Here is a 25,483-nt window from a genome sequence, read left to right on the forward strand (position 1 = left end):
CCCCATGACTGATACTTCGACATCAAAGGCCGCAACCAAAAGCCCACAGGGTTTGATTGCGCGCTTTTTGAGCGACACTGAGATAGATACCCGCCTGCTGGGCATGCTGGGCGCGTTGGCACTGATTTGGGGAGGATTTCACCTTTATGGTGTGATCTTCAATAATTTCGGAGCTTTTTTGACGCCGCGCAACCTTTGGAATCTATCGGTTCAAACCTCTTCCATTGGGATCATGGCAACCGGCATGGTGCTGGTGATTGTCACGCGTAACATTGACCTCTCGGTGGGATCGATGATTGGGGTGATTGCAATGTCCATGGGGCTGTTGCAGGTGGAGGTGCTGCCGCATTTTGTCGGGCTTGGTCATTGGTCAATCTGGGTTCTCGCCGTGATTTGTGGCCTGATCGTTGGCACATTGATTGGGGCTCTGCATGGGTGGCTGATCGCCTATCGCGAAATTCCTGCTTTTATTGTGACCCTGGGCGGTTTGATGGTCTGGCGCGGCATGGCGTTTTTATCGGCCGGTGGCCGGACGATCTCGCCCGTGGACAGCAAGTTTGCGCTTCTGGGCGGTGGTCCCTATGGCGCTGTTGGTGCGATGGGCAGTTGGATTGTTGGGATATTGGCCTGTATCGGCGTGGCCTATATCATTTACTCGGGCCGCAAGGCGCGCGTGCTGCACAATTTCCGCCTGCGCCCCCTCTGGGCCGAAGCCTTCTTAGCCCTTGTTGGATGGGCGACCATCATCGGTGCTGTAATGCTGGTTAATTCATACCCCTGGCCCAAGGGCATCGTACGCCAATATGGTGCCAAGATTGGGCAAGACCTAGAGGGCACCTTCATCTCTCACGGCTTTGCCATTCCAGTTTTGATCTTGGTTGCAGTCGGCATTGCCATGACTATTTTGGTCACACGCACGCGGTTTGGTCGCTATGTTTTTGCCATCGGGGGCAACCCGGAGGCCGCCGCTTTGGCGGGGATCGATACCCGTTGGGTGACGCTCAAGGTGTTCTCCTTGATGGGCACATTGACCGCCATTGCAGCAATCATCGCTTCGGCCCGTCTCAATTCCGCAACCAATGCATTGGGCACGCTTGACGAGCTTTATGTGATTGCCGCCGCAGTGATTGGCGGCACCTCACTGGCTGGCGGGGTAGGTAAAATTTACGGTGCGATTTTGGGGGCTTTGGTGATGCAAAGCTTGCAATCGGGCATGGTGCTCATCGGATTTGACAGCGCCATTCAACGGATCGTCGTGGGTGTGGTTCTCGTGCTCGCTGTCTATCTCGATATTCTCTACAATAAACGCGTGAAGTGAGGAGACAGATCATGAGCAATTCAGGCACTCCTTTGGTCGAGTTGAAGGATATCTCGATCGCATTCGGCGGCATCAAAGCGGTGGACCGGGTCAGTGTTGATCTCTATCCGGGTGAAGTCGTGGGGCTTTTGGGCCACAATGGCGCCGGCAAATCAACTTTGATCAAATGCCTCTCTGGCGCCTATAAGGCCGACTCTGGCGATGTCTATATCAATGGCGAGAAAGTGGTGATCAATAACCCCCGTGATGCGCGTGGGCACAATATTGAAACCATCTATCAAACACTGGCCTTGGCCGATAACCTTGATGCGGCGTCCAATCTGTTTTTGGGGCGTGAAATTGTCGGTCCGGGCGGGTTTTTGGACGACAGCAAGATGGAAGCTGAGACGCGCAAAATCATGGGCCGTCTTAATCCGAATTTCACCAAATTCGCCGAGCCCGTGTCCGCCCTGTCTGGCGGTCAGCGTCAATCTGTTGCCATTGCGAGAGCGGTTTATTTTGATGCCAAAATCCTGATTATGGACGAGCCCACGGCGGCGCTTGGCCCGCAAGAAAGTGAAATGGTGGCGGAGCTTATTCAAGAACTGAAAAAGCAAGGCTTGGGAATCTTTCTAATCGAGCATGACATTCACAACGTCATGAAGCTCTGTGACAGGGCCAGCGTGATGAAGAATGGGCAGCTGGTTGGCACGGAGCGTGTTGCGGATGTGACCGAAGATGATATTCTGTCGATGATCATTCTTGGTAAAAATCCGAAAGAGTCCGGTTAGCGAATGTATATTGGTTTAGATCTTGGGACTTCAGGTTTAAAGGGCATCGTCATTGACGATGCCCAAACTATTTGTGCCGAAGCCACGGCGCCCTTACAGGTCACCCGGCCCAAGGCGGGCTGGTCAGAGCAAGCGCCGCAAGACTGGCTTGAGGCCGCAGAGGCGGTTCTGTCGTCCTTGGCCGCGCAGGCCGATTTGAGCGCCGTGCGCGCCATTGGTCTTTCCGCTCACATGCATGGGGCGACGCTGCTGGATGACCAAGATCGGGTGGTGCGCCCCTGTATTTTGTGGAACGACACCCGCGCTGCGGCTGAGGCTGACGTGATGGATCGCAATCCAATCTTTCGCAAGCTGACCGGCAATATCGTCTTCCCGGGCTTTACCGCCCCAAAGCTGGCCTGGGTGCGGCGGTGGGAACCTGAGGTTTTTGCCAAAGTGGCCAAGGTTCTTTTGCCGAAAGATTATCTGCGGCTTTGGTTGTCCGCTGCGCATGTGGCAGAGATGTCTGATGCGGCTGGCACCTCTTGGCTGGATGTGGGCGCGCGGGCTTGGTCCGATGAGCTGCTTGAGGCGACAGGGTTGCAGCGGGCACATATGCCGGATCTTGTAGAGGGCTCCGAGCCCTCCGGCATGCTGCGCCGGGATCTCGCGGCGCGCTGGGGCATGCGGGCCGATGTGGTCATTGCTGGCGGCGGTGGGGACAATGCGGCCAGCGCAATCGGTGTGGGCGTGGTGCGCAGTGGTGAGGCCTTTGTCAGCCTGGGCACCTCGGGCGTCTTATTCGCGGCCAGCGACGCCTATCAACCCGATCCGGCCAGTGCGGTGCATAGTTTTTGCCATGCTGTGCCGCAGACCTGGCACCAAATGGGGGTAATTTTGGCGGCCTCTGATGCTTTGAGTTGGTTTGGCCGCGTGCTGGGCGCGGCGCCAGAGGATATGACCTCCGGGCTTGGACCGCTGCAAGCGCCCTCCGCAACGCTGTTTCTGCCCTATCTGGGCGGGGAGCGCACGCCGCATAATGATGCGGTGATCCGCGCCAGTTTCCTAAACCTTGATCACAGCACGGATCATGTCGCCATGACGCGGGCGGTGATGGAAGGGGTGACTTATGCGGTGCGCGACAGCTTTGATGCGCTGACCTCGACTGGAACAAAGATTGAGCGCTTGCTCGCCGTGGGTGGCGGCTCGAAATCTGACTATTGGGTGCAGGCGATTGCGACCATCTTGGGGCTGCCCATCGAGTTGCCGGTCTCAGGAGATTTTGGCGGTGCCTTTGGCGCGGCGCGGCTGGCTATGATGGCCGCAGGTGCCAAAGTGAGCGATGTGGCCTATGCGCCAAAAATCGCGCGGGTGATTGATCCCGCCCCAGGGCTCACCGATGAGTTCATGGCAGGTCTGAGCGCCTATCGCGCGGCCTATCAGGCCCTGAAAGGGCTTGGCGGATCTGCGGCTGGCTAAGCATTGGGGCCTTTGCGCCCATCTCAAGATGTGCCACTCTTGCCCTATCATGGGTATTAACCTGTCTAAAAAAGGTGTTCGATGACTGATTTCTTCCAAGGAATTCCCCAAATTCAATATGAAGGGCCGCAAACGGACAATGAGTTCGCCTTTCGTCATTACAATCCAGATGAAAGGGTGATGGGCAAAAGCCTCAAAGAGCATTTGCGCTTCGCCGTGGCCTATTGGCATTCCTTCGCTTGGGAGGGCGGCGATCCTTTTGGAGGACGCACCTTTGAGCGCCCTTGGTTCGGCTCACAGATGGCTTTGGCCAAGCTCAAGGCCGATGTGGCCTTTGAGATGTTTGATATTCTTGGCGTACCCTATTTTTGCTTTCATGATGCCGATATGCGCCCAGAGGGGCAGAATTTTGCTGAAAATACCCGCAATCTCGAAGAGATGGTGGATTATTTTGCCCTAAAAATGGAGGCCTCACAAACCCGCTTGCTTTGGGGCACTGCAAATTTGTTTTCTCATCGGCGCTTTATGTCGGGGGCGGCGACAAACCCGGATCCTGATGTTTTTGCCTTTAGCGCTGCCACAATTAAGAGCTGCATGGATGCGACCGCAAAGCTCGGCGGTGAAAACTATGTACTTTGGGGGGGGCGCGAGGGCTATGAGACCTTGCTGAACACGGATTTGGCACGGGAGCGCGCACAGGCTGGGCGTATGCTTCAGATGGCGGTCGAGTATAAACATAAAATCGGCTTTAAAGGCGCTATTTTGATCGAGCCCAAGCCTCAAGAGCCGACAAAGCACCAATATGATTATGATGTCGCCACGGTCTATGGTTTCCTTAAGGACTTCGGTCTGGAGGAGGAAGTTAAAGTCAATATTGAGCAGGGACATGCGATCTTAGCGGGTCATTCCTTTGAGCACGAGCTGGCTCTGGCGCGCGCTTTGGGAATTTTTGGCTCCATTGATATGAACCGAAATGACTATCAATCGGGTTGGGATACGGATCAATTTCCAAACAATGTGCCGGAAACGGCTTTGGCTTACTATGAGGTGCTAAAGGCCGGCGGGTTCACCACCGGTGGCACCAATTTTGATGCGAAGCTGCGGCGGCAATCTCTTGATCCACAGGATTTAATTCTCGCCCATGTGGGGGCGATGGACATTTGCGCGGCGGGGTTAAAGGCGGCTGCGGCCATGCTCGAGGACGGCCGGCTTGAGACAGCGCGCACAGAGCGCTATGCCGGCTGGGACAGTGCGGAGGGTCAAGCGCTTTTGCACAGTGATTTGGAGCAAATTTCTGCGCGGGTGGTGGCCGAAGATATCAATCCAGAGCCAAAATCTGGCCGCCAAGAGCGTTTGGAAAATCTGATGAACCGCTTTTTGTAGGCGCGGGTTAGGATTTGGTGAATAAATCGCGGAACTGATCGCGCAGGGCATTTTTTTGCACCTTGCCCATCGTATTGCGCGGCAGCTGAGGCAAGAGGATTAGTTTTTTGGGAAGTTTGAAACGAGCCAGCTTCTCGGAGATATGGCTTTGTATCGCGTCCAGATCGGGCGTGACGCCTTTTGCGGGCACGAGGAGCGCCAGCACGGTTTCGCCAAAATCCGGGTGGGGAACACCGATCACGGCACTTTCCAGCACGCCCTCTTGCGCATCCAGCACCGTCTCAATTTCTTTGGGGTAGATGTTAAATCCGCCCGAAATAATCAGGTCCTTATTGCGTCCGACAATCTGGACGTAGCCATCGGCATCAATCATGCCCAGATCTCCAGTGATGAAAAACCCATCCTTGCGCAGCTCTTCGGCAGTTTTTTCAGGCATATTCCAATAGCCTTTGAACACATTCGGGCCGCGCACTTCGATCTCGCCGATGTCGCCCTGTGCCACTGTCTCGCCGGTGGTGCTGTCGGTGATTTTCAGCTCTATTCCTGGGAGCGGAAATCCGACCGTGCCCGCGCGGCGCTCGCCCTCATAGGGGTTCGAGGTGCTCATATTGGTTTCTGTCATGCCGTATCGCTCAAGGATGCGATGACCGCTGCGCTCTTCAAACAGCTTATGGGTCTCCGCCAGAAGCGGCGCGCTGCCAGAGATGAAAAGCCGCATATGCTGGGACAGCGCCCTGTCGAAGCGCGGATCATCAAGCAATCTGGTGTAAAAGGTCGGCACGCCCATCATGCAGGTTGCTTGCGGCATCAAAGCGAGGATCGCCTCGAGGTCAAATTTTGGAACAAAGAGGATTTTGCAGCCAGACAATAGGGCAATATTGGTCGCCACAAAGAGCCCATGGGTGTGAAAAATCGGCAGAGCATGCAAGAGCGCATCCGTGGCGCTGAAGGCCCAATGGCGGGTTAGGACCTCGGCATTGGACAGAAGGTTGTTCTGCGTCAGCATTGCGCCTTTTGATCGACCTGTCGTGCCGGACGTGTAGAGGAAGGCGGCCAAATCCTCTGCCTCACGCGGAACGGTTGCAAACTCCATAGGCTGCGCCGCCGCCTTTTGCGCAAAACTGCCTTCTCCCGCGGCATCCATAGTTTCCAGCTGCGCCCCAGTGGCCTGGGCAATCGGGGCTAGGGTTTCTTGAGATTTGGGATCACAAATGACCACCCGCGCGCCGCTGTCCTCCAGGAAATAGGACAGCTCACTGGCGGTATAGGCTGTGTTCAGCGGCAAAAATATCAGGCCGGCTTGTACGCAGGCGGCATAGATGGCCAGGGATTGAGGAGATTTTTCAATCTGTACGGCCACCCGGTCACCAGGGTGCAGGCCAAAACTGTTTAAAACATGGGCATATTGCGCCGCTTGCTGCAAAAATTGGCCATGGGTGAGCGCCGTGCCATCTTGCATCTGCAAAAAGACAGTCGCCTGTCCCGAATGTCGACCGAATAAGGCGTCATAAAGTGGATTGGCCATGTCACTTCCCTGTTATTTTGGTCCTCACTGAGGCGCAAAGCGTGCGCACGGGGGCCGAGGCCACCACTGTTTTATCTTTAACAAATTGTTCGTGATTGTGGGAAATTTTTGCAAGATCGTAAAGGTAATTGACCATGGTTCCATTGGATTGTGCCAAGCGATTGGCCGAGGTGTCCGCACCGGTGTGCACCGCGTGAATGCGCGCACCATTGCCCAGATGAAACCGTGCTACGGGATCATAGGGGCTGCCATCGGCGGTCTTGGCTTCCAGCAAATAATAGGCTGCGAGCGAGGCGCTTTGATTTTCGATGCCCTTGGCCAAATCCGCTTGTTTCAACCAGCGGTTTAGGCTTGGGATCGGCGATAGGGTGACAAATGTGGACAGCCCCGGCAAATCCTGCGCCAAGTCGGCGGCCACTTGTTTGATCAAGGAATTGCCAAAAGAAATGCCGGCCAACCCCGCTTGGCAATTGGAGATGGAATAGAAAACGGCCGTATCTGCATCGCCGGCGCTGATGGCTTCGCGCTCATCTGTCAGCAGGTCTTGGATAGAATTGGGAATGCCTTTGGTCAGCGCAACCTCCACAAAGATCAGCGGTTCATTCGGCATGGATGGGTGGAAAAATCCAAAGCAGCGCCGATCTTCAGGCTTAAGTCTGCGGCGCAAATCATCCCAACTGTCGATGGCATGCACGGCCTCATAGGCAATGATTTTTTCCAAAATATCGGCGGGGCTGCTCCAATTTATTGGGCGTAGCACCAAGAAACCACGGTTAAACCAGGAGGCGAAAAGGTGCTTGAGATCCACATCTAAGGGCCCCAAATCGGGCCGGTCTTTGATGACCTGTAGGAGGTCTTTGCGCAGTTGCACCAATTGCCCCGTTGCACCAGGCACCTGATTGAGCCGCCGGGCCAGCTCTTGGCGTTTTGGCTCGCTGGCGATGGCAAAGCTGCGATAGCTGTCTTTGTTGGGATCGGCTTTATAGGCTTTCAGGGTTTCGATCACCTCTTCGGGATCAATTTCAAGCTCATGGGTCATGAACTCGAAAAAGGCCAATTTTTCATTTGCATTCATCGTCTCATAACGATCGAGAACAGTATGGGCCATGGCCACGCCAGAGACCTCGCCAATACTGCCCAAAAGCGCACGGGCCAGATCGGTGGTGCTGCGCCCCTCAGCCTCTTTGGACAGGAATTTTTGATAGCGGCGTTCAAAAAGCGTCGAGACCAACTCGCTGAAGAAACTCATCGTGCGGGCCCGCGCAGAGGGTTGCGATGCCCGGAAACATCACCACCGCGTTTTGGCAAGCTTTGGGCTGCGCGCGCGGCGGGCAGTGTCAGAACATTTAAGATCATAGCTTTTCCAGACGTATCTTGCCACGCAGAACTCTGGCAGCCTCAAAAACTAGTCCCACGCATCGCGCCCTTGGTCAATAATCTTTCTACAAGATCTCCTGTGTTGGAGGCTTGCTTAGCCTAAGAGCCGCCGCGCGATGACCTGCGCTTGAATTTCCCCTGCGCCTTCGAAGATGTTTAAGATGCGCGCATCACACAGAACACGGCTGATCTTATATTCCAATGCGAACCCGTTGCCGCCATGGATTTGCAGCGCGTTATCTGCGGCCGCCCAGGCGACACGCGCCCCCAGAAGTTTGGCCATGCCCGCCTCTATGTCGCAGCGCCGACCCTCATCTTTTTCGAAGGCACTGAAATAGGTCAATTGCCGCGCCACCGTCAGCTCCACCGCCATCATTGCCAATTTATTGGCCACGCGGGGAAAGGCGATTAGAGATTTGCCAAATTGTTTGCGATCCATGGCGTAACGATAGGCCAGATCAAGCGCCGATTGGGCCACCCCCACCGCCCGCGCGGCTGTCTGAATACGGGCGCTTTCGAAGGTTTCCATCAACTGCTTAAACCCTTTGCCGGTTTGCCCGCCCAAAAGGTTTTCCCCCTTCACCTGAAACCCATCAAAGGCCAGCTCATATTCCTTCATACCGCGATAGCCCAGAACCTCAATCTCACCACCGGTCATGCCGTCACTTGGGAAAGGAACTTCGTCGGTGCCAGGCGTTTTTTCGGCCAGGAACATGGACAGGCCCTTGTAATCTGTGGTGTCTGGATCCGTCCGGGCCAGCAACGTCATGACATGGGTGCGCGTGGCATGGGTGATCCAAGTCTTATTGCCGGTCACGCTCCAATCGTCTCCTGATTTGACGGCGCGGGTGCGCAGGGCGCCAAGATCGGATCCGGTATTTGGCTCGGTGAACACCGCTGTGGGCAGTTTTTCCCCACTGGCCAATGCGGGCAGCCATTTTTCTTTCTGCGCTTCTGTCCCGCCGGCGATAATCAATTCCGCGGCAATTTCGCTCCGCGTGCCGAGCGAGCCAACACCGATATAGCCCCGAGACAATTCTTCGCTGACCACGCACATTGAGGCTTTTGACAGGCCAAACCCACCATATTCCTCCGGGATGGTCAGGCCAAAGACGCCCATTTCGGCCAGCTCATCAATGACCTCCATCGGGATCAGCTCATCTTTTAGGTGCCATTCATGGGCGAAGGGCTCGACCTTTTCGATGGCATAGCGGCGGAATTGTTCGCGGATCATCTCAAGTTCTTCGTCCAGGCCAGAGGCCCCGAGGATCGTATTGGCTTCAAATTCCTGCATGAGGGCCACCAGGCGCAACCGCGCGGCTTGTGTATTGCCGTCCCGTGCCAGCTGGGCCGCAGCGCCGGTTGTCAGCGGAGCGGCCGCCTCAGCGGTCAGGCCCATGTCTTGCAGGCGAATGACTTCGGTCTGGTTCATCGCAATGCCACCGGTCAATTGGCAAAGATATTCGCCAAAAGCGATTTGGTGAATAAGCTGTTCGGTCTCACCGAATTTTTGCTGCGCTTGCAAAGCCTCGGCCCAGCTTTGCATTTGCTCGAGACTTTGCACATAGGTGGCCAGCCACGCAAAGCCATGCGCTGCGGTTTGATGTTCTTCAATCAGCGTGTTTTGGACCCGGCCATCAGCGCTGACCATGTCGCGCAGGCACATGCGTGCAGCCTCGCAGACCGCTTGAGCCGCAGGCAGAGCCTCGGCGGTGAGGGAGAGCAAATTTGGAAGAATTACCGGAGCCGTCATGTTCACATCCTATTTCTGCGATCGCGCGTTTATGCTTAAAGGGAAACCTAGGTTGTTTGCAACCGCAGCACAACTTTCATTCAAAAGAAAATGCTATTTTGAAGTATTATGTCGCAGTCGAATTGCAGTGCGGCGCCCGATGAGTGCCGTTATGCTGCCCATATGACCGATATATTGAGCCTGTATACGCTGGACTTACTTCTTTTGATTGCCGTCACAGCCGTGATTGCCGGGATGGTGAAGGGCATTGTTGGATTTGCCATGCCGATGATCTTTATCACCGGCATGACCATTTTCGTCGCTCCAGATTTGGCCTTGGGCATTTTGATTCTGCCCACACTTGTCACCAATGGTTGGCAGGCGGGCCGACAGGGGTTTTCTGCGGCGCTCAAGTCGCTCTACGATCATCGGTGGTTTTTGGGTCTGGGTTACGGGGTGCTGTTGGCGACCACCCAGCTTGTCCCGCTTTTGTCACAGGATGTGTTCTTTCTCTGCCTTGGGGTTTTGGTTGTGGGATTTGCCAGTTTGATGCTGAGCGGCTGGAAGCCCCAGGGGCGCAGCGGGGCGAGCCTGTCCTTTGCCTGTGCGGTGATTGCTGGCATTGGCGGTGGGATTTCTGGAGTTTGGGGCCCGCCAACGGTGATGTATCTATCCACCCATCAGCTGGAAAAGCAGGCACAGATGCGGGCGCAGGGTGTGATTTATGGCCTTGGTGCCGTGCTGCTGTTATTTGGTCACCTCGGTTCTGGTATCGCAACACCGCAGGCATTGGGCCTCGGCGGCTTTGCGATTGTTCCGGCCTGTTTTGGCATATGGATCGGCTTTCAAATCCAGGATCGTATCAACCAAAATATGTTCCGCATCGCGACCTTGAGCGTTTTAATCTTGGCGGGCCTGAATTTGATCCGCCGCGGGGTGATGTGATCGGCACTCCCGCAGCGAAACGCCCGCAGCGAAATGGTCGAATTTAACCGCCCAAGGCAATCGCACGCACGTCGTCGTCAATATAGGGCAGATACTGCTGGAAGTTTTCGCTGAACATTGCGACAAGCTTTTCGGCCTGTGCGTCATAGGCGTCTTTGTCTTCCCATGTCCGTCTGGGCTCGAGCAAGAGATCTGCCACGCCTGGCACTGAGGTTGGCACTTCAAAGCCAAAATTTGGATCAGTGCGGAATGTGCCATTGGCCAGCGTGCCATCGAGCGCGGCGCTGAGCAACGAGCGGGTGGCGCGGATCGGCATACGGCTGCCTTTTCCATATGCGCCACCTGTCCAACCCGTATTCACCAACCAGCAGGTTGCGCCATGTTTGGCGATTTTCTCGCGCAGGAGGTTGCCATAAACCTCAGGACGGCGCGGCATGAAGGGGGCGCCGAAACAGGTTGAGAAGGTCGGCTGCGGTTCTGTCACCCCGCGCTCTGTCCCGGCCACTTTGGCGGTGAAGCCCGACAAAAAGTGATACATGGCCTGGGCCGGCGTCAACCGCGCAATCGGTGGCAAAACGCCAAAGCTGTCACAGGTCAGCATGATGATATTCTTCGGATGCCCGCCAAGCGCCGTTGGTGAAGCGTTTGAGATGTATTCCAAAGGGTAAGCGCATCGCATATTGGCCGTTAGGCTGTCATCATCGAAATCCAGCTCTTTGGTTTCGGGATCATAGACCATATTCTCAATGACCGTGCCAAATTTCGAGGTGGTGGCGAAGATTTCTGGTTCGGCCTCTGCGCTGAGGTTGATGGTTTTGGCATAGCACCCCCCTTCAAAATTGAAGGTTCCGCGATCAGACCATCCATGCTCATCATCGCCAATCAATACGCGGGAGGGATCCGCTGAAAGTGTGGTTTTACCCGTGCCCGACAATCCAAAGAAAACTGCCGTATCCACGGGGTTTCCAGGGGCATGATTGGCCGAGCAATGCATCGGCATTATGCCTTTTTCAGGCAATAAGTAATTGAGCAGTGAGAAGACAGATTTTTTGTTTTCGCCCGCGTATTCCGTGCCGCCAATCAGGATGATCCGGCGGTCGAAATTCATCGCGATAACCGTTTCAGAGCGGCAATTGTGGCGCTCAGGATTTGCTTGGAAGGAGGGGCAATTGATTACAGTCCAATCGGCTGTAAATTCTTCCAGCTCCTCCGCATCAGGCCGGCGCAACATATGGCGAATAAACAGCCCATGCCAGGCCAGCTCTGTCACCATGCGCACATCGAGGCGGTTGGCGGGATCTGCGCCGCCAAAGAGGTCTTGTACAAAATAATCGCGCCCCTGCATATGAGCGATCATATCCTCAAAGAGGGCCTCAAAACCCGCCTCTGACATTTCGGCATTGTTTTCCCACCAAATGCTATCAGCCACAGAGGCAGTTTTGACCACATGTTTGTCTTTTGGAGATCGGCCCGTGAATTTGCCAGTGGAGACCAAGAAGGCGCCGCCCTTACCAAGCTCGCCTTCTTTGCGTGCCAAAGCCTGTTCGATGAGCGTGGGTTCCAGCAGGTTATAATAGACAGTCCCCAGCCCAGTGATGCCTTGATCTTCGAGGGTGAATTGGGGGTTTACGCGTCCATTGGTCATGCCATTGCTCCTGAGGCTTGCATAGTACACCCTGCCTTTAACATGCCATGGTGGACCATCAACAGTATCGGCCGGGGTCGTTAGCGCAATCAGTGGCAGTTTGGCGCAATAAATTTTCTGACGATGGCAAAATTAACGTCATGGAAGCGAATTGCCGATCATAGTGCTGCGAGTTTGAGGCTGATTCGTAGTTACATGTTGCACAGATCGGCAAAACTAAAGAAAGTGGTGGCAGATATCAGTGTTAAAATGTTGAGCCGATCAGAGGACGATACCCATGCCAAGAATAGTTCTTGTCGATGATGATCGCAGTCACATGATGTCTCTCTCCATGATGCTTGAAGCGGAAGGGTTTGAAGTTGAATGCCATTCCGATGGGCTTGCCGCTTGGGAGTCTTTGTCAAAGTCCTTGCCCGATATTTTGGTGCTGGACGTCAAGCTTCCAGGCCTCGATGGCATGGATGTGGTGCAGCGGCTGAGGCATGTGTCGAACATCCCCGTGATGTTTTGCACCACAAAAGAGGATGAGATTGACGAAGTGTTGGGCCTGCGCATGGGGGCCGATGATTATGTGAAAAAACCAAGTTCACCAAGGGTCTTGCTCGAACGTATCCGCGCGCTTTTGCGACGATGGGACGTGCTGGGGGGCGATCAAGCTTTAGAGGCGGACGAGACGACCATCATGGTGCGTGGTCCTTTGTCGATGGACCCGATGCGCCACGGGGTGACTTGGCGCGGCATGGCCGTTGCGTTGACCGTGACGGAATTTGCTTTGCTGAAGACGCTGGCGGTCAGGCCGGGCTTTGTCAAAAGCCGCGATCAACTGATGGATGTGGCCTATGATGATCAGGTCTATGTCGATGACCGAACAATAGACAGCCATATCAAACGGCTGCGAAAAAAGATGCGACGGGTAGACGGAGACTTTGATGCAATTGAAACACTCTATGGTATCGGTTACCGATATAATGAAGCCTAAGCCCCAATCTTTGCCCATATTTTTGTGCGGTTTGGATGGTCGCAATGAATGATCTCATCGTCTACCGCCGAAACCGATGGTTTATGGGGCTTCTCCTATCGCCCATGACCCGCCGGATCACATTTTTCCATCTGCTGGTGCTTTTGCTGCCAGCCGTGGGCGCGTTTTGGCTGCTGCAGCTCCACCCTGACGACCGCGATGTCAAACGGGCGCAATTGACTTCTGAGGTGCTTTTGCTTGCGCAGGTGGTTGAGGGGCGATTGCCGCATCGCGTGCCGGTGGATTTTGTGCAAGGTGACGGGGTGGATCTTGACGGGCTGTTTGACAAGCTCACCTTGCCTGCCGGTGCTGAGGTGATCGCCTTCGGCCCGCTGGGGGAACAGCGAAGCCTCACGCCAGGAAACAGCCTTAAGGCGCAACCTGCCATGGCCCTCCCCCGCGCCTGGCCCGTCTGGCTTGGACCGTCGTCACCTGTACTGTTGGATCATTTGGCGGAAATTTATCGGCAAATCTCTCCGCAGGTGACCAAGGCGCTGGATCGGTCGGACGGGGTGGCGTCGATGATTGCGGCGGTGCGAAATGGCCCAGGGTTCCCGCGACATATCCAGAGTCAAAGCAGCGAGTCCGAGATCTGGGTGGCGGTACCGATCCTGCATCGTCAGGAGATGGTGGGTGGCATTGTTCTTGGATATCCAGGCAAGGCTGGCGATCCGGCGGGGCGGAAGATGGTTCTGGAATTGGCCTTGCGCTTGCTTTTAACAGCCGTGGCTCTTGCGATTGTTCTTTCGGTGGTGAGCGCTTGGGTGATGTTCGGACCGGTCAACCGCATGGCGGACTCTGTGGAGCGGTTTTCTAATCAGCTGCGCCACGGTGTTGCCGCCAAAAATATCACAGCGCCTAATTTGCCGCAGCGCAGAGACAGTATTGGTCGTCTGTCCGAGGCGCTGCACCATACAATCGGCGCGCTTTTCATACGCATTAGAGAGGCAGAGGCCGCTGTCGCAGAGGTGACGGGCGAAATCAACAACCCGATGGCCTCGATGAAATCCGCGATCAAAGCTCTGCGTCTTCAAAAGGACCCTTCGGCATCGGCAAAACTGTTGGATGTGATTGACAATGATTTGCTGCGATTGGAGCGGGTGACCGCTCCGCTCACCCAGGCGGCGGCGCCTGCACCGGCAGTTGCCAAAGAGGTGCCAAGGCCCAAGATGGGCAAGAAGGAAAGGTTTGAACTGATTTCACTGATTACGTCCCGGGTGGCGGCGCTGCGCCCCTCCGCGGTTACTCGCGGTCTTGTCTTGACGCAATCGACACCAAAAGTGCCTGTGATCATTGAGGGCCTGCCCACGAGTGTGGGCTCGATCCTGTCGGCTTTTCTGTCGAATGCCATTCAAAGATGCGCCTGGGGGGACGAGATTCGGATCTGGACGCGGATTCAAGATGGCATGGTTTTGGTCGTGGTCGAAGACACAGGCCCACCGTTGCCGGAGGGTTTGAGCCAAACCCTATTTGGGACCGGAAACTTGCCCACATTGGGCGATCAGGGCGTGGCCGAGTTTACTGCGGGTCTTGCGGAGGCGGCACAGATCGTTGCGGCCCATTCAGGGGTCATTCGCGCAGAACCGGTTCAGCCTGCTGGCGCGGGGCAGGCGTTTGGGGCGCGCTTTTTGTTTGGCCTGCCGGTGTGATGTCATGAGCTTTGAGGCTTGGAGAAATTACAGCAATGACGATGAGGCGTTGCTGTTGCATGGCTCCGCCGTGTCGGTCGGCGGGAGCGGGTTGTTGATATTAGGTCCTTCAGGCGCCGGCAAATCCAGCCTCGCGATTGAAATGCTGGCGCTTGGGGCGCAGTTGGTTTCAGATGATCGCGTCTGGCTGCGCGCTTCGCAAAATGGGTTGCTCCTTCAGGCGCCTGACGCCATCGCAGGGCGTATCGAGGCGCGCGGTCTTGGCCTTATATCCTGCGCGCATAGGTCCGAGGCGTCCCTAAAATTCTGCATAGATCTGTCACAATATAGTGATCGCCGCTTGCCTTTTGTTCAAGAAGTCACAAGATTGGGTCATACAGTTTCGGTTATTCCCGGTGGGCCGGACGTGCCGCGGGCTGCGGCGCTCCTGCTTTTGCTTCAAAATGGATTTGCAGCCTATGACTGACAAAACGCAACCGGTGCATGTTGTGCTCGTGACCGGCCCATCTGGGGCCGGGCGAACCACTGCGATCAATGCTTTGGAAGATGCGGGCTTTGAATCTATTGATAATATGCCTTTGAGCCTTGCACCGAGGTTGTTCGAACAGCCGGGCTTAAGTCGGCCAATGGCTCTAGGCCTTGATACCCGAAATCGCGATTTCTCGACCGCGCAAATGATGGATACAATTGCGACATTGTCTGCCAATCCGTCTTTGACTCTTGAGGTCCTGTATTTGGATTGTTCGGAGGATGTTCTGATCCGCCGCTTCTCCGAAACGCGACGTCGGCACCATCTGTCGCCAGATGGCGCGGCGCTTGCGGGGATACAGCTGGATTTGGATTTGATGCAGCCGGCGCGGGTCAGGGCCAATGTTTTGATCGATACCACCCAATTGTCGCCCCATGACCTGCGCGCGGAGGTCACCCGTTATTTTGCTCCGGACAAAGTCAATCCAATGGCGATTTCTGTGCAGTCCTTCTCGTATAAACGTGGCACACCGCGGGGCATTGATATGATGTTTGATTGTCGCTTCCTGCGCAATCCTTATTGGGATGAGACTCTCAGAGCAGAAGATGGACGAAACCCGAAGGTGCAGGCCTATGTGGCCGAGGATAGTAATTTTCCGGCTTTCAAGCAAAAAGTGCTCGATTTGATCGATCTTGTGATCCCAGCCCATGTGGCGGAGGGGCGGTCGCATCTGGCCATTGGCTTTGGCTGTACGGGCGGCAAACATCGATCCGTCACAATGGTCGAAATGTTACAGAAAGAATTGCAATTGCGCGGCTGGCATGTGAGCATACGGCATAGAGAGCTGCTGGAACAGGCGGCTCCGTCGGACACTTCAGACTCTAAGGTTTTGAGCAGTTGATAGGTATCGTTATCGTAGCGCATGGCGGGCTGGCCACCGAATATAAGGCGGCGGTGGAGCATGTTGTGGGCGCTCAACGGGGCATTGCGGCCGTTGCCATCAGCGCAGATTGTGACCGTGAAGCCAAGCGGATTGAAATTTGCCAAGCGGCAGATGGGGTGGATATTGGCGGCGGCGTGGTGATTGTGACCGATATGTTTGGCGGCTCGCCATCCAATCTATCACTTTCTGCCTGTAATTGTGCCAATCGCCGGGTGCTCTATGGCGCCAATCTGCCCCTTCTGGTCAAACTCGCCAAATCTCGCAGTCAGACCGTGCCAGAGGCGATTTCGCGGGCCATAGATGCGGGGCGAAAATACATGGATTGCCTTCCCGAGACTCAATAGGACGAAAACGTGCAGCAAATATTGAATATTATTAACGAAAAAGGCCTCCACGCGCGGGCCTCAGCGAAATTTGTGGAAACGGTTGAGCAGTTTGATGCGGGCGCTGTTGTGCGCAAAGATGGGCTTTCTGCTGAAGGGGACAGCATCATGGGATTGTTGATGCTGGCTGCGGCCAATGGCACCTCCATCGAGGTTGAAACCCGCGGCGCGGAGGCAGTGGCCTTGGCCGAGGCTTTGCGCGATTTGGTGGCCAATCGTTTTGGGGAAGCCGCCTAGGCCGGATCTTGGTATCGCAAATGACAAAGGCCCGCCATTGCGACGGGCCCTTGCTGCATCTGATAATAGTTGCGTTCTGGCTTAGGCCAGTTTCTCTGTCAGTTGCGGCACGACATCAAACAAATCACCCACGAGACCGAAATCCGCCACTTGGAAGATAGGTGCCTCTTCATCCTTGTTGATCGCAACGATGACTTTGGAGTCCTTCATGCCAGCCAAATGTTGAATGGCACCAGAAATGCCAACCGCAACATAGAGATCCGGTGCCACAACCTTTCCAGTTTGCCCGACTTGCCAGTCATTCGGAGCATAGCCAGAATCGACCGCGGCGCGGGAGGCCCCCACTGCGGCGCCCAATGTGTCGGCCAAATTTTCGATGATCTTGAAGTCTTCCTGCGAGCCAACTCCACGGCCACCAGAGACCACAACGCCCGCTGAGGTGAGTTCAGGGCGGTCGCTTTCGGCAACCTTGTCTTCCACCCAAGAGGACAAGCCAGGATCGCCGGCGGCATCAATGCTGGTGACCGAGGCTGCGCCGCCTTCACCGGTTGCATCGAAGGTAGAGGTGCGGATCGTGGCGACTTTGGTGGCATCGGTGGATTTCACCGTTTGGATCGCATTGCCCGCATAGATCGGACGCTCGAATGTCTCTGCGTCAATAACCGCTGTCACTTCGGATATGACCATAACATCCAAAAGCGCCGCAACACGCGGCAGAATATTCTTAGAGGCCGAGGTGGAAGGCGCGACAATGTGGCTGTAATCGCCGGCGAGCGATACAATCAAAGCGGCGACCGGTTCAGCAAGGTCGTGGCCGTAGGCGTCATTTTGCGCGCAAAGCACTTTGGACACGCCTTCGAGCTTCGCGGCCGCTTCAGCTGCGGATGAGCATCCGGATCCGACGCACAGAACGGTCACGTCGCCCATTTGCCTTGCAGCGGTGAGCGCTTTTGCAGTTGAATCAACGGATAATTCGCCGCCGTTCACTTCAGCAATCAGGAGTACAGCCATTATACAGCCCCCACTTCTTTAAGTTTCTCGACCAGCTCATCGACAGAGCCTACTTTGATGCCCGCCGCTCTTGCTTCAGGTTCGCCGGTGGAGACAATGGTCAGGCGCGGCGCGATATCAACGCCTAGATCCGCGGGTGTTTTCTCATCCATCGGCTTTTTCTTCGCCTTCATGATGTTGGGCAATGAGGCGTAGCGTGGTTCATTGAGACGCAGGTCCACAGTGACAATGGTCGGCATGGAGACTTTGATCGTCTGCAAGCCGCCGTCCACTTCGCGGGTGACCAAAGCGCTGTCCCCTTGGATATCGAGTTCGGAAACGAAAGTCGCCTGTGACCAACCGGTCAGAGCAGCCAGCATTTGGCCCGTGGCGTTCATATCATTATCGATCGCCTGCTTGCCGGCCAACACGATACCGGGCTGCTCTTCGTCGATGACAGCCTTTAGGATTTTTGCAACCGCCAGAGGTTCAATGTCGGTGTGCACATCTTCGGTTGCGACAACCAAGATTGCGCGATCCGCACCCATAGCCAGGGCCGTGCGCAGGGTTTCTTGGTTTTGTTTCACACCGATGGAAACTGCGACCACTTCATCGGCCTGCCCTGCCTCTTTTAAGCGGATTGCTTGTTCGACAGCAATTTCGTCGAAAGGGTTCATCGACATTTTTACATTGGCCAAATCGACGCCGCTGCCATCCGCTTTTACACGGACTTTCACGTTATAATCGATTACACGTTTGACCGGCACTAAGACCTTCATGGTGTATATCTCCGTACATAGGTGAGCCGCAGGCGACTCTCAGTTCACAGTTGCCGCAGTGTTACCTGCGTTTTTCTTTGGGAAACAGGGGGAAATCGACATTTCGGCGCATTGCCGCGGCCAAATTGTGATTGGTTGTTTCCAAAGTGTTACACTCGGTCAGCTTCTTTCCTTAACGATTGGCGCCGGGAACCCAAAGAATATCGGCACGCCCATCATCATTTGCGATGCGCCCGGCGACGAAAAACCAATCTGAAAGGCGATTGAGATATTGCAAGGCTGAGGCATTGATCGCCTCTTGCCCGGCCAATTCAACGGTCATCCGTTCTGCGCGGCGTGAGACGGTTCGGCACAGGTGCAGCTGTGCTGCAAGCGCTGAGCCACCGGGAAGAATGAAAGAGCGCAGCGGCTCCAAAGCGTCATTCATCACGTCGATTTCTGCTTCCAGGCGCGCCACCTGGGCCTCGCTCATGCGCAGTGGTTGATATTCTGCCTGAGCGTCTTTTTCCATATCTGGCCGGCAGAGATCTGCGCCAAGATCGAACAGGTCGTTTTGTATGGCGGCCAATTGCGCATCCATGTCACCCGTCGCATGTTGCCGTGCCAGGCCAACCGTGGCGTTGGTTTCGTCCACTGTGCCATAAGCGTTGACCCGCAAGGCATGTTTTTCAACGCGCGTGCCATTGCCAAGCGCGGTGGTGCCGGCGTCTCCGGTTTTTGTGTAGATTTTATTAAGCACAACCATGGTTAGCCCTTTCCAAAGAAGACAGCGAGGAGAATCAAAACAACGGCGACGAATTGGGCCGCAATTCGGTAGCGCATGAGGCGGTTGGAATGTTTGCGGGCAAACTCGCCGCCCTTAGCGAAACTGCCAATACCCAAAGCCAAAATGGCCAGAACAACAACGCAGGCGAGCGTGGCGATGATAAAAAGTGGATCGTTGCCCATTGAGCACCTCCTAATGGTTAGGCTTCACTTAGGGGAATTTCTGTCAAAGACCAATCCCATGCGACATTACATCCGCACCAAAAGCCAATCGAGCGCACGGGTCGGCAAGATGCGGCGCAAGAACCCCATGACATAGGTCGGCGTCGTGACATAGTAGCGCGGCTTTGGGTTGGCGCTGTTCAAGGCCTTCACGACCTTTGCTGTGACAGCTGAGGCGGGCAGCTCAAAGGCGTCGGGGCCTTCAGGCGGGTTATAGAGCCGCTTGATCAACCCATGCTCATATTGCGCTCTGCGTGGGGAGTTTTTCCAATCAATCCATTTCTCAAAATGCGGAATGGAGTTCTCACGAATCTTTGTGCCTATGGGGCCGGGCTCAATCAAGATGACCTTGATCCCGGTGCCTCGCATCTCAATGCGCAGAGTGTCGCTCAAGCCTTCGAGGGCGAATTTGGTTGAGTTATATGCGCCGCGAAAACGCAGGGTGATGAATCCCAAAATCGAGGAGCAATTGAGAATGCGCCCATGGCCTTGCGCCCGCATAATCGGCAGGACCTGTCGAATGACCTCATGATAGCCAAAAACATTGGTTTCATAAATGGCGCGCAGCGCGTCGGTGGGTAAATCCTCGACCGCGCCGGGCACCGCAAAGGCCCCATTGTTAAATACCGCATCAAGCGTGCCGCCGGTGGCTTGCGTCACCTGCTCAATCGTATCACGAATTGAGGCGGCATCCGCGTGATCTAGGCGGGGTGAGGTGAGACCCATGGCTTCAAGCCGGTCACAATCGGCCTGCTTGCGGCAACTGGCAAAGACTTTCCAGCCCATCGCATGCAGGGTTTCGGCACAGTCCAAACCGATGCCTGAAGAACACCCCGTGATGAGTATTGATTTTTGCATAAACGCCCCCGTTGGCCCCTTGTGTTTCAGCGCCCACTTGCCTGCATTCCAGCAGGCGGGTCAACGGTTGATTGGGGTATCAGGGCTCCGGCGCATTGGTTTTGAGCGCGCGAGGAGATTTTCGCGCGGATCGCGGCTGAGTAGGGCTAGACCTGCAAGTTTTCGACAGATACACCCAACCCATGTCAGAACAGATGAACGATACCGCGCCCATTCCAAGTGAAACGACTGAACCGCTCCGCCGGGCCATTGGCGAGCGTTATCTCACCTATGCGCTTTCGACGATCATGCACCGCGCTTTGCCTGATGCACGAGATGGTTTGAAACCGGTTCACCGCCGCATTCTTTATGCAATGCGCGAACTGAAGCTGACTGCCAACGGCGGATTTCGCAAATCTGCGAAGATTTCCGGCGATGTGATGGGCAATTATCATCCCCATGGGGATGCGGCGATCTATGATGCCATGGCCCGCTTGGCGCAGGATTTCAACGTGCGCTATCCGCTGGTGGATGGTCAGGGCAATTTTGGCAATATCGACGGCGACAATCCCGCCGCGAGCCGATACACTGAGGCGCGGATGACCATTGTCGCCGAGGCGCTTTTGGAGGGCCTGTCGGAAAATGCAGTGGATTTCCGGGAAAACTACGACGGCACGCTCACCGAGCCCGTGGTTCTGCCCGCAACCTTTCCCAATCTTTTGGCCAATGGCAGCAGCGGGATCGCCGTGGGCATGGCCACCAATATCCCGCCGCATAACATCTCGGAGCTGATCGATGCCTGTCTGCATTTGATCAAAAGCCCCGATGCCCGTGACGATACATTGTTGCAATATGTGCCCGGTCCCGATTTTCCGACGGGCGGTATTTTGGTCGAGCCACCAGAAAATATCGCGCAGGCCTATCGCACGGGGCGCGGTTCTTTTCGGTTGCGCTGCAAATGGGAGGTTGAGGATCTTGGCCGCGGGCTTTGGCAAATTGTGGTCACGGAAATTCCCTATCAGGTGCAAAAATCAAAGCTGATTGAGAAATTGGCTGAGGTTATCCAAACCAAAAAAGTACCCATCCTGGGCGATGTGCGCGATGAATCGGCAGAAGATCTACGGATTGTATTGGAGCCGCGCAGCAAGAATGTCGGACCGGAATTGCTGATGAATATGCTCTATCGAAACAGCGATCTTGAGCTGCGGTTCAGTCTGAATATGAACGTGCTGATTGACGGGCTCACCCCAAAGGTCTGCAGTATGAAAGAGGTGTTGCGCGCCTTTCTCGACCACCGGCAAGAGGTTCTGGTGCGGCGCTCTGAGCATCGTTTGGCGAAAATCGATCACCGCCTGGAGGTCTTGGAGGGCTTTATTCTAGCGTTCCTCAATCTCGATCGGGTGATTGATATCATCCGCTACGATGAGGAGCCAAAAACCGCGCTGATGTTTGAAGACTGGGGCCGGGATCATCCGCGGGCTATGTCCGAAAGCGATTATATCGGCCCGCTGAGCTATCGCAAGGCGGTGGAGGGGCAAGAGGAGCTGTCGGAAGTTCAGGCGGAGGCTATTTTGAATATGCGCCTGCGCAGCTTGCGGCGTTTGGAAGAGATGGAATTGCGCCGTGAGCGCGATGCTTTGCAACAAGAGCGGGCCACTTTGGACGATTTGATTGCGGATGAAGGTCTGCAATGGGCGAAAATCAGCGAGCAATTGCGCGCCACGCGCAAGGCCTTTGGCAAAGACTATGCCGGCGGCGCCCGCCGCACGGCCTTTGCCATTGCGGGCGAGGTCGAAGAGGTGCCGCTTGAGGCCATGATTGAGCGTGAACCGGTGACGGTTGTTTGCTCAAAAATGGGATGGATAAGGGCTATGTCTGGGCATGTGGCCTTGGACAAGCCGCTGAAATACAAAGATGGTGATGAGGGCCGTTTTGTCTTCCATGCGCAAACCACAGATAAGCTGATCGTTTTTGGCAGCAACGGGCGTTTCTATACGCTGGTGGCGGACAATCTGCCGGGCGGGCGCGGCATGGGCGAGCCTCTGCGCTTGATGGTGGATCTGCCCAATGATGTCGAAATTGTCGATTTCTTCATCCATGATCCGTCGGTGAAGCGCTTGGTGGCCTCAACGGCCGGTGACGGGTTTGTGGTGCCTGAAACCGAGATCGTCGCACAGACGCGCAGCGGTCGGCAGGTGCTCAACGTCAAGGGAGATGTGAAGGCACTCCTGTCTTGTCCTGTGGTGGGAGATTATGTGGCCTGTGTCGGTGAAAACCGCAAGGTTTTGATTTTTGGCGTCGATGAGCTGCCGGAAATGGGCCGAGGCAAAGGGGTGCGCTTGCAAAAATATAAAGACGGCGGCCTGTCCGATGCCACGACGTTTACCCGCGAAGAGGGGTTGTCTTGGAAAGATCCCGCCGGGCGAAAACGCGTCGTTGAGGCTGCGGAACTGGCCGAATGGATGGGCAAACGCGCCAGTGCTGGCCGCATGGCGCCACGCGGATTTCCGCGTGACAATTGCTTTACGAAGTGATTACGCTGCATAATATTGCCATGTAATTGCAGGATTAAATTTATGACGGACACATCGACTTTGCAAGGCGAGGGCGCGACTTCCGCCCCCACGCATCTTTACGGCGTTTTTTTTATCTGAAAATTCCAAACTTTTTTGGCTTGTCACTTGGACGGGCGCTTTGACCATTGTGACCTTGGGCATCTACCGATTTTGGGCCCGCACACGCCTGCGCCGGTATATCTGGTCGTCGATTAGACCGGGGGGGGATTCCTTTGAATATACCGGCACAGGGCTGGAAAAATTCCTGGGCTTTCTGATCGCCCTGGTCGTTCTCGCAGTTTATTTAGGCCTGTTGCAGGTTGTGTTAAGTTTCATAGGATTTAGTCTTTGGGGCGCGATCACCTCGGAGCCCCGCGGCCCTATGGATGTGGTGACGCAGCTTGGGGCAACTTATGTGACCGGTCTCGCTGTGCTGCCTTTGATCTTTTTCGCGCAATACCGCGCGCGGCGCTACATGCTGTCGCGCACCCGCTGGCGGGGCCTGCGATTTGCAATGGATGCCGCGGCCGTGGGATATGCGTGGCGCGCGCTGCTCTATTTTGGACTGTCTATTGTGACCCTCGGCGCGCTCATGCCCCTGACGACATTTCGTCTGGAAAAATACATGACCGATCGTATGTGGTATGGTGATGCGAGTTTTGAGCAGGAGGGGCAGTGGACGGCGCTCTATGGGGCAATGAAGCATCTGTTTATCGCTGTGGGTTTGTTGCTGCCGGCTGGCGTCATCATCTACTGGGGGCTATTCTTGGGTTTTCTATTCTTGGGGTTTCTCTCCATTTTATCCTTTGCTGGCTGTATTTGGCTGCTCTTTGGATTTATCTACTACCAAGTGGAAAGTTTCAAATATCTAACCGCCCAAAAAGTCCTGGACGGCCAGGTGCGCTTCACCTCTCAAGCGTCCTGTGAGCGGGTGATTGGCATTTTCGTACAGGGCATTATTCTTATTACGATTTTGACTATTGTCTTGATCTTGATTTTTGTCGCTTTGTATTTTGTTTTCTCGGCGTTGGGCAGCAATGGCATGCCTGGCGGCGGCGCTGGGGCGGAAATCTTTGGAGGCAGCGGCCTGCTTTGGGCTCTTCTGGTTGTCATCTTGGGTTCTTTGGCGTGCTTTGAGCTTATTGGCGCGCTTGCGACCGTGTTTATCTCAGCGCCCATTCTTGGCCATATCGTTGACACGCTGCGGGTAGAGAATTCAGGACAGCTCGAACAGATACGTCAGCGCGCGGGGGATCTCATGGATGACGCGGATGGTTTCGCCGATGCGTTGGATGTTGGCGGGGCCTTCTAAGGTGGCCTTCGCATGGGTGGATGCGCGATATTTTGATGGGCTCTCAGCGCAGCGGCGGCAGGTTTTAGTCTCGCTTGATGTTGAGAGCCAGCGTTTGACCATCCATGACAGCTCCGGCGCAGAATTGGACAATTGGCCTTTGGAGACGTTGCGACAATTGCGCGATGATGCAGGGGGAGGGTTGATTCTATGCTCGGGGGCAGTGGATCCGGGTGAGGCGCGCATTGTTCTGAGCAACACGCGTGCGATCTCAGCGATCAAAGCCGCTTGCCCGAACCTCACCAAGACCACAGTCACGGACCGAACCTGGGGGAAAATTTGGGTTTGGATCGGGGCCAGCATGGCGGCGGTTGCGCTTATGATCTTTGTCATTGTTCCGGCCCTGGCCGGTCAATTGGCCGTTTTGATCCCGCCGGAACGGGAAGCCAAAGTTGGCAGTGCCGTCTTACGACAAATCGAGCGCCTGTTTTCAGAGCAAGAGGCTGGCGATTGGTACTGCACCAATTTCGAGGGGCAAATGGCTTTGGAGCAGATGGTGCAGGCCTTGCAGCAAGGGCAAGAGTTCCCTTATCCCATACAAGTGGGCGTGGTGGATCATGAGATGATCAACGCCTTTGCCCTACCCGGCGGGCATATCATCGTGATGCGCGGTTTGATTGAAATGGCTGAGGCGCCAGAACACTTGGCTGCGGTCTTGGCCCATGAGCTGGGCCATGTGGCGCAAAGAGATCCAATTGAACAAGCATTGCGCGCGGCAGGTGCGGCGGGTTTGCTGTCTTTGGTTCTCGGCGATGCCACTGGCGGGACCGTTTTGGCCCTTGCTGGGGAGACGTTGATTACGGCTAAAAACTCTCGCGCTGTTGAGGCTCGGGCGGATGACTTCGCCCTGGCGCAACTGGCCCAGGCGGGTGTGTCCCCAGAGGCATTGGCGGAATTTTTCGAACTGTTGCTTGAGGAGATGGGGGATCCTGCCTATGACATGGGGTGGATCAGCTCCCATCCACCCAGTGCCGCGCGCGCCGCCCATGCCCGAGAAGCCGTGCAGACGGCGCGGAGTTACCAAAAGAGTATCTCATCACAAGAGTGGCAAGCCATCCAAAAGATTTGTGCCAAATAGGGCAGGACTGCCGTCTTTATATTGCCATGCAGGTGTGGGCTTGTTAGCAGATTG

23 protein-coding genes are annotated in these 25,483 nt (G+C 55.4%); 14 read left to right on the forward strand and 9 right to left on the reverse strand.

Annotated elements, in window-relative coordinates; translation table 11 throughout:
• The first annotated feature begins 4 nt into the window (after positions 1-4).
• The 4 genes from RCA23_RS02640 to xylA all read left to right on the forward strand — a co-directional run bounded on the left by RCA23_RS02640 (position 5) and on the right by xylA (position 4,929).
• A complete protein-coding gene (locus RCA23_RS02640) occupies positions 5-1,318 on the forward strand; it encodes a sugar ABC transporter permease (RefSeq protein ID WP_044048929.1) in 1,314 nt (437 codons plus the stop codon).
• Positions 1,319-1,329: 11 nt separating this feature from the next.
• Positions 1,330-2,088, forward strand: a complete 759-nt coding sequence (locus RCA23_RS02645; RefSeq protein ID WP_044048930.1) for an ATP-binding cassette domain-containing protein — start codon at positions 1,330-1,332, stop codon at positions 2,086-2,088.
• 3 nt (positions 2,089-2,091) lie between these two features.
• On the forward strand, positions 2,092-3,546 hold the full coding sequence (gene xylB / locus RCA23_RS02650) for a xylulokinase (RefSeq protein ID WP_044048931.1): 1,455 nt from the start codon (positions 2,092-2,094) through the stop codon (positions 3,544-3,546).
• A gap of 81 nt (positions 3,547-3,627) precedes the next feature.
• Positions 3,628-4,929: a xylose isomerase gene (gene xylA / locus RCA23_RS02655; RefSeq protein WP_044048932.1), complete on the forward strand. Its 1,302-nt coding sequence runs from the start codon at positions 3,628-3,630 to the stop codon at positions 4,927-4,929.
• Between the two features lie 7 nt (positions 4,930-4,936).
• On the opposite strand, the gene RCA23_RS02660 is transcribed toward xylA, so the two are convergent.
• From RCA23_RS02660 to RCA23_RS02670, 3 genes are all read right to left on the reverse strand, one after another.
• Positions 4,937-6,454, reverse strand: coding sequence for a malonate--CoA ligase (locus RCA23_RS02660; protein WP_044048933.1), 1,518 nt, complete (start codon positions 6,452-6,454; stop codon positions 4,937-4,939).
• 1 nt (position 6,455) lies between these two features.
• Positions 6,456-7,703 (reverse strand): malonyl-CoA decarboxylase, encoded by a 1,248-nt coding sequence (locus tag RCA23_RS02665; protein WP_044048934.1) that lies wholly within the window; start codon positions 7,701-7,703, stop codon positions 6,456-6,458.
• Positions 7,704-7,925: 222 nt separating this feature from the next.
• The gene (locus RCA23_RS02670) at positions 7,926-9,584 is read right to left on the reverse strand and encodes an acyl-CoA dehydrogenase family protein (protein WP_044048935.1); all 1,659 of its coding nucleotides are present in this window, start codon (positions 9,582-9,584) and stop codon (positions 7,926-7,928) included.
• A gap of 108 nt (positions 9,585-9,692) precedes the next feature.
• On the opposite strand from RCA23_RS02670, the gene RCA23_RS02675 reads away from it, so the two are divergent.
• A complete protein-coding gene (locus RCA23_RS02675; RefSeq protein ID WP_236631384.1) occupies positions 9,693-10,508 on the forward strand; it encodes a sulfite exporter TauE/SafE family protein in 816 nt (271 codons plus the stop codon).
• A gap of 43 nt (positions 10,509-10,551) precedes the next feature.
• Here the strand turns inward: RCA23_RS02675 and RCA23_RS02680 are convergent, their stop codons facing one another.
• Positions 10,552-12,153, reverse strand: a complete 1,602-nt coding sequence (locus RCA23_RS02680; RefSeq protein WP_044048937.1) for a phosphoenolpyruvate carboxykinase — start codon at positions 12,151-12,153, stop codon at positions 10,552-10,554.
• A gap of 277 nt (positions 12,154-12,430) precedes the next feature.
• On the opposite strand from RCA23_RS02680, the gene RCA23_RS02685 reads away from it, so the two are divergent.
• The 6 genes from RCA23_RS02685 to RCA23_RS02710 are packed head-to-tail and all read left to right on the forward strand — an operon-like array spanning position 12,431 to position 16,852.
• Positions 12,431-13,132, forward strand: a complete 702-nt coding sequence (locus tag RCA23_RS02685; RefSeq protein WP_044048939.1) for a response regulator transcription factor — start codon at positions 12,431-12,433, stop codon at positions 13,130-13,132.
• 44 nt (positions 13,133-13,176) lie between these two features.
• Entirely contained in the window at positions 13,177-14,820 is a 1,644-nt protein-coding gene (locus RCA23_RS02690; protein ID WP_169701311.1) for an ATP-binding protein, read from the forward strand.
• A gap of 4 nt (positions 14,821-14,824) precedes the next feature.
• On the forward strand, positions 14,825-15,286 hold the full coding sequence (locus RCA23_RS02695; RefSeq protein ID WP_052376990.1) for an HPr kinase/phosphorylase: 462 nt from the start codon (positions 14,825-14,827) through the stop codon (positions 15,284-15,286).
• Complete coding sequence (gene rapZ, locus RCA23_RS02700; protein WP_044048943.1) at positions 15,279-16,190, forward strand: RNase adapter RapZ; 912 nt, start codon at positions 15,279-15,281, stop codon at positions 16,188-16,190. The genes RCA23_RS02695 and rapZ overlap by 8 nt, the downstream gene beginning before the upstream one ends.
• Complete coding sequence (locus RCA23_RS02705) at positions 16,187-16,576, forward strand: PTS sugar transporter subunit IIA (RefSeq protein ID WP_044048945.1); 390 nt, start codon at positions 16,187-16,189, stop codon at positions 16,574-16,576. Before rapZ ends, RCA23_RS02705 begins: the two co-directional genes overlap by 4 nt.
• Before the next feature lie 9 nt (positions 16,577-16,585).
• Positions 16,586-16,852 carry an HPr family phosphocarrier protein gene (locus RCA23_RS02710; protein ID WP_044048946.1) on the forward strand — a complete coding sequence of 89 codons (267 nt, stop codon included), beginning with the start codon at positions 16,586-16,588 and terminating at the stop codon, positions 16,850-16,852.
• A gap of 81 nt (positions 16,853-16,933) precedes the next feature.
• Here RCA23_RS02710 and RCA23_RS02715 read toward each other — a convergent pair whose 3' ends face one another.
• From RCA23_RS02715 to RCA23_RS02735, 5 genes are all read right to left on the reverse strand, one after another.
• A complete protein-coding gene (locus RCA23_RS02715; protein WP_044048948.1) occupies positions 16,934-17,863 on the reverse strand; it encodes an electron transfer flavoprotein subunit alpha/FixB family protein in 930 nt (309 codons plus the stop codon).
• A complete protein-coding gene (locus RCA23_RS02720; protein WP_044048949.1) occupies positions 17,863-18,621 on the reverse strand; it encodes an electron transfer flavoprotein subunit beta/FixA family protein in 759 nt (252 codons plus the stop codon). The genes RCA23_RS02715 and RCA23_RS02720 overlap by 1 nt, the downstream gene beginning before the upstream one ends.
• 172 nt (positions 18,622-18,793) lie before the next feature.
• Positions 18,794-19,366 carry a cob(I)yrinic acid a,c-diamide adenosyltransferase gene (locus RCA23_RS02725; protein WP_044048951.1) on the reverse strand — a complete coding sequence of 191 codons (573 nt, stop codon included), beginning with the start codon at positions 19,364-19,366 and terminating at the stop codon, positions 18,794-18,796.
• 2 nt (positions 19,367-19,368) lie between these two features.
• Positions 19,369-19,569, reverse strand: coding sequence for a twin transmembrane helix small protein (locus tag RCA23_RS02730; RefSeq protein WP_044048953.1), 201 nt, complete (start codon positions 19,567-19,569; stop codon positions 19,369-19,371).
• Positions 19,570-19,635: 66 nt separating this feature from the next.
• The gene (locus tag RCA23_RS02735; protein ID WP_044048955.1) at positions 19,636-20,466 is read right to left on the reverse strand and encodes an SDR family NAD(P)-dependent oxidoreductase; all 831 of its coding nucleotides are present in this window, start codon (positions 20,464-20,466) and stop codon (positions 19,636-19,638) included.
• Between the two features lie 182 nt (positions 20,467-20,648).
• Here RCA23_RS02735 and RCA23_RS02740 point away from each other — a divergent pair, with 182 nt between their 5' ends.
• The 3 genes from RCA23_RS02740 to RCA23_RS02750 all read left to right on the forward strand — a co-directional run bounded on the left by RCA23_RS02740 (position 20,649) and on the right by RCA23_RS02750 (position 25,429).
• The gene (locus RCA23_RS02740) at positions 20,649-22,979 is read left to right on the forward strand and encodes a DNA topoisomerase IV subunit A (RefSeq protein ID WP_044048957.1); all 2,331 of its coding nucleotides are present in this window, start codon (positions 20,649-20,651) and stop codon (positions 22,977-22,979) included.
• Positions 22,980-23,073: 94 nt separating this feature from the next.
• Positions 23,074-24,312 carry a DUF898 family protein gene (locus RCA23_RS02745; protein WP_044048959.1) on the forward strand — a complete coding sequence of 413 codons (1,239 nt, stop codon included), beginning with the start codon at positions 23,074-23,076 and terminating at the stop codon, positions 24,310-24,312.
• Positions 24,272-25,429: a M48 family metalloprotease gene (locus RCA23_RS02750; protein WP_169701312.1), complete on the forward strand. Its 1,158-nt coding sequence runs from the start codon at positions 24,272-24,274 to the stop codon at positions 25,427-25,429. Before RCA23_RS02745 ends, RCA23_RS02750 begins: the two co-directional genes overlap by 41 nt.
• The last annotated feature ends 54 nt before the right edge of the window (positions 25,430-25,483 follow it).

It is taken from the genome of Planktomarina temperata RCA23, from assembly GCF_000738435.1.
GTDB lineage: Bacteria > Pseudomonadota > Alphaproteobacteria > Rhodobacterales > Rhodobacteraceae > Planktomarina > Planktomarina temperata.

What these genes read in the sequence shown, in the direction of transcription:
- RCA23_RS02695 (WP_052376990.1), top strand. Translation starts at nt 14,825, where the DNA reads ATGAGCTTTGAGGCTTGGAGAAATTACAGCAATGACGATGAGGCGTTG.
- RCA23_RS02665 (WP_044048934.1), bottom strand. Translation starts at nt 7,703, where the DNA reads ATGAGTTTCTTCAGCGAGTTGGTCTCGACGCTTTTTGAACGCCGCTAT.
- RCA23_RS02660 (WP_044048933.1), bottom strand. Translation starts at nt 6,454, where the DNA reads ATGGCCAATCCACTTTATGACGCCTTATTCGGTCGACATTCGGGACAG.
- xylA (WP_044048932.1), top strand. Translation starts at nt 3,628, where the DNA reads ATGACTGATTTCTTCCAAGGAATTCCCCAAATTCAATATGAAGGGCCG.
- xylB (WP_044048931.1), top strand. Translation starts at nt 2,092, where the DNA reads ATGTATATTGGTTTAGATCTTGGGACTTCAGGTTTAAAGGGCATCGTC.
- RCA23_RS02685 (WP_044048939.1), top strand. Translation starts at nt 12,431, where the DNA reads ATGCCAAGAATAGTTCTTGTCGATGATGATCGCAGTCACATGATGTCT.
- RCA23_RS02730 (WP_044048953.1), bottom strand. Translation starts at nt 19,569, where the DNA reads ATGGGCAACGATCCACTTTTTATCATCGCCACGCTCGCCTGCGTTGTT.
- RCA23_RS02740 (WP_044048957.1), top strand. Translation starts at nt 20,649, where the DNA reads ATGTCAGAACAGATGAACGATACCGCGCCCATTCCAAGTGAAACGACT.
- RCA23_RS02725 (WP_044048951.1), bottom strand. Translation starts at nt 19,366, where the DNA reads ATGGTTGTGCTTAATAAAATCTACACAAAAACCGGAGACGCCGGCACC.
- rapZ (WP_044048943.1), top strand. Translation starts at nt 15,279, where the DNA reads ATGACTGACAAAACGCAACCGGTGCATGTTGTGCTCGTGACCGGCCCA.
- RCA23_RS02720 (WP_044048949.1), bottom strand. Translation starts at nt 18,621, where the DNA reads ATGAAGGTCTTAGTGCCGGTCAAACGTGTAATCGATTATAACGTGAAA.
- RCA23_RS02675 (WP_236631384.1), top strand. Translation starts at nt 9,693, where the DNA reads ATGTCGCAGTCGAATTGCAGTGCGGCGCCCGATGAGTGCCGTTATGCT.
- RCA23_RS02645 (WP_044048930.1), top strand. Translation starts at nt 1,330, where the DNA reads ATGAGCAATTCAGGCACTCCTTTGGTCGAGTTGAAGGATATCTCGATC.
- RCA23_RS02690 (WP_169701311.1), top strand. Translation starts at nt 13,177, where the DNA reads ATGAATGATCTCATCGTCTACCGCCGAAACCGATGGTTTATGGGGCTT.
- RCA23_RS02735 (WP_044048955.1), bottom strand. Translation starts at nt 20,466, where the DNA reads ATGCAAAAATCAATACTCATCACGGGGTGTTCTTCAGGCATCGGTTTG.
- RCA23_RS02715 (WP_044048948.1), bottom strand. Translation starts at nt 17,863, where the DNA reads ATGGCTGTACTCCTGATTGCTGAAGTGAACGGCGGCGAATTATCCGTT.
- RCA23_RS02680 (WP_044048937.1), bottom strand. Translation starts at nt 12,153, where the DNA reads ATGACCAATGGACGCGTAAACCCCCAATTCACCCTCGAAGATCAAGGC.
- RCA23_RS02640 (WP_044048929.1), top strand. Translation starts at nt 5, where the DNA reads ATGACTGATACTTCGACATCAAAGGCCGCAACCAAAAGCCCACAGGGT.
- RCA23_RS02750 (WP_169701312.1), top strand. Translation starts at nt 24,272, where the DNA reads ATGGTTTCGCCGATGCGTTGGATGTTGGCGGGGCCTTCTAAGGTGGCC.
- RCA23_RS02670 (WP_044048935.1), bottom strand. Translation starts at nt 9,584, where the DNA reads ATGACGGCTCCGGTAATTCTTCCAAATTTGCTCTCCCTCACCGCCGAG.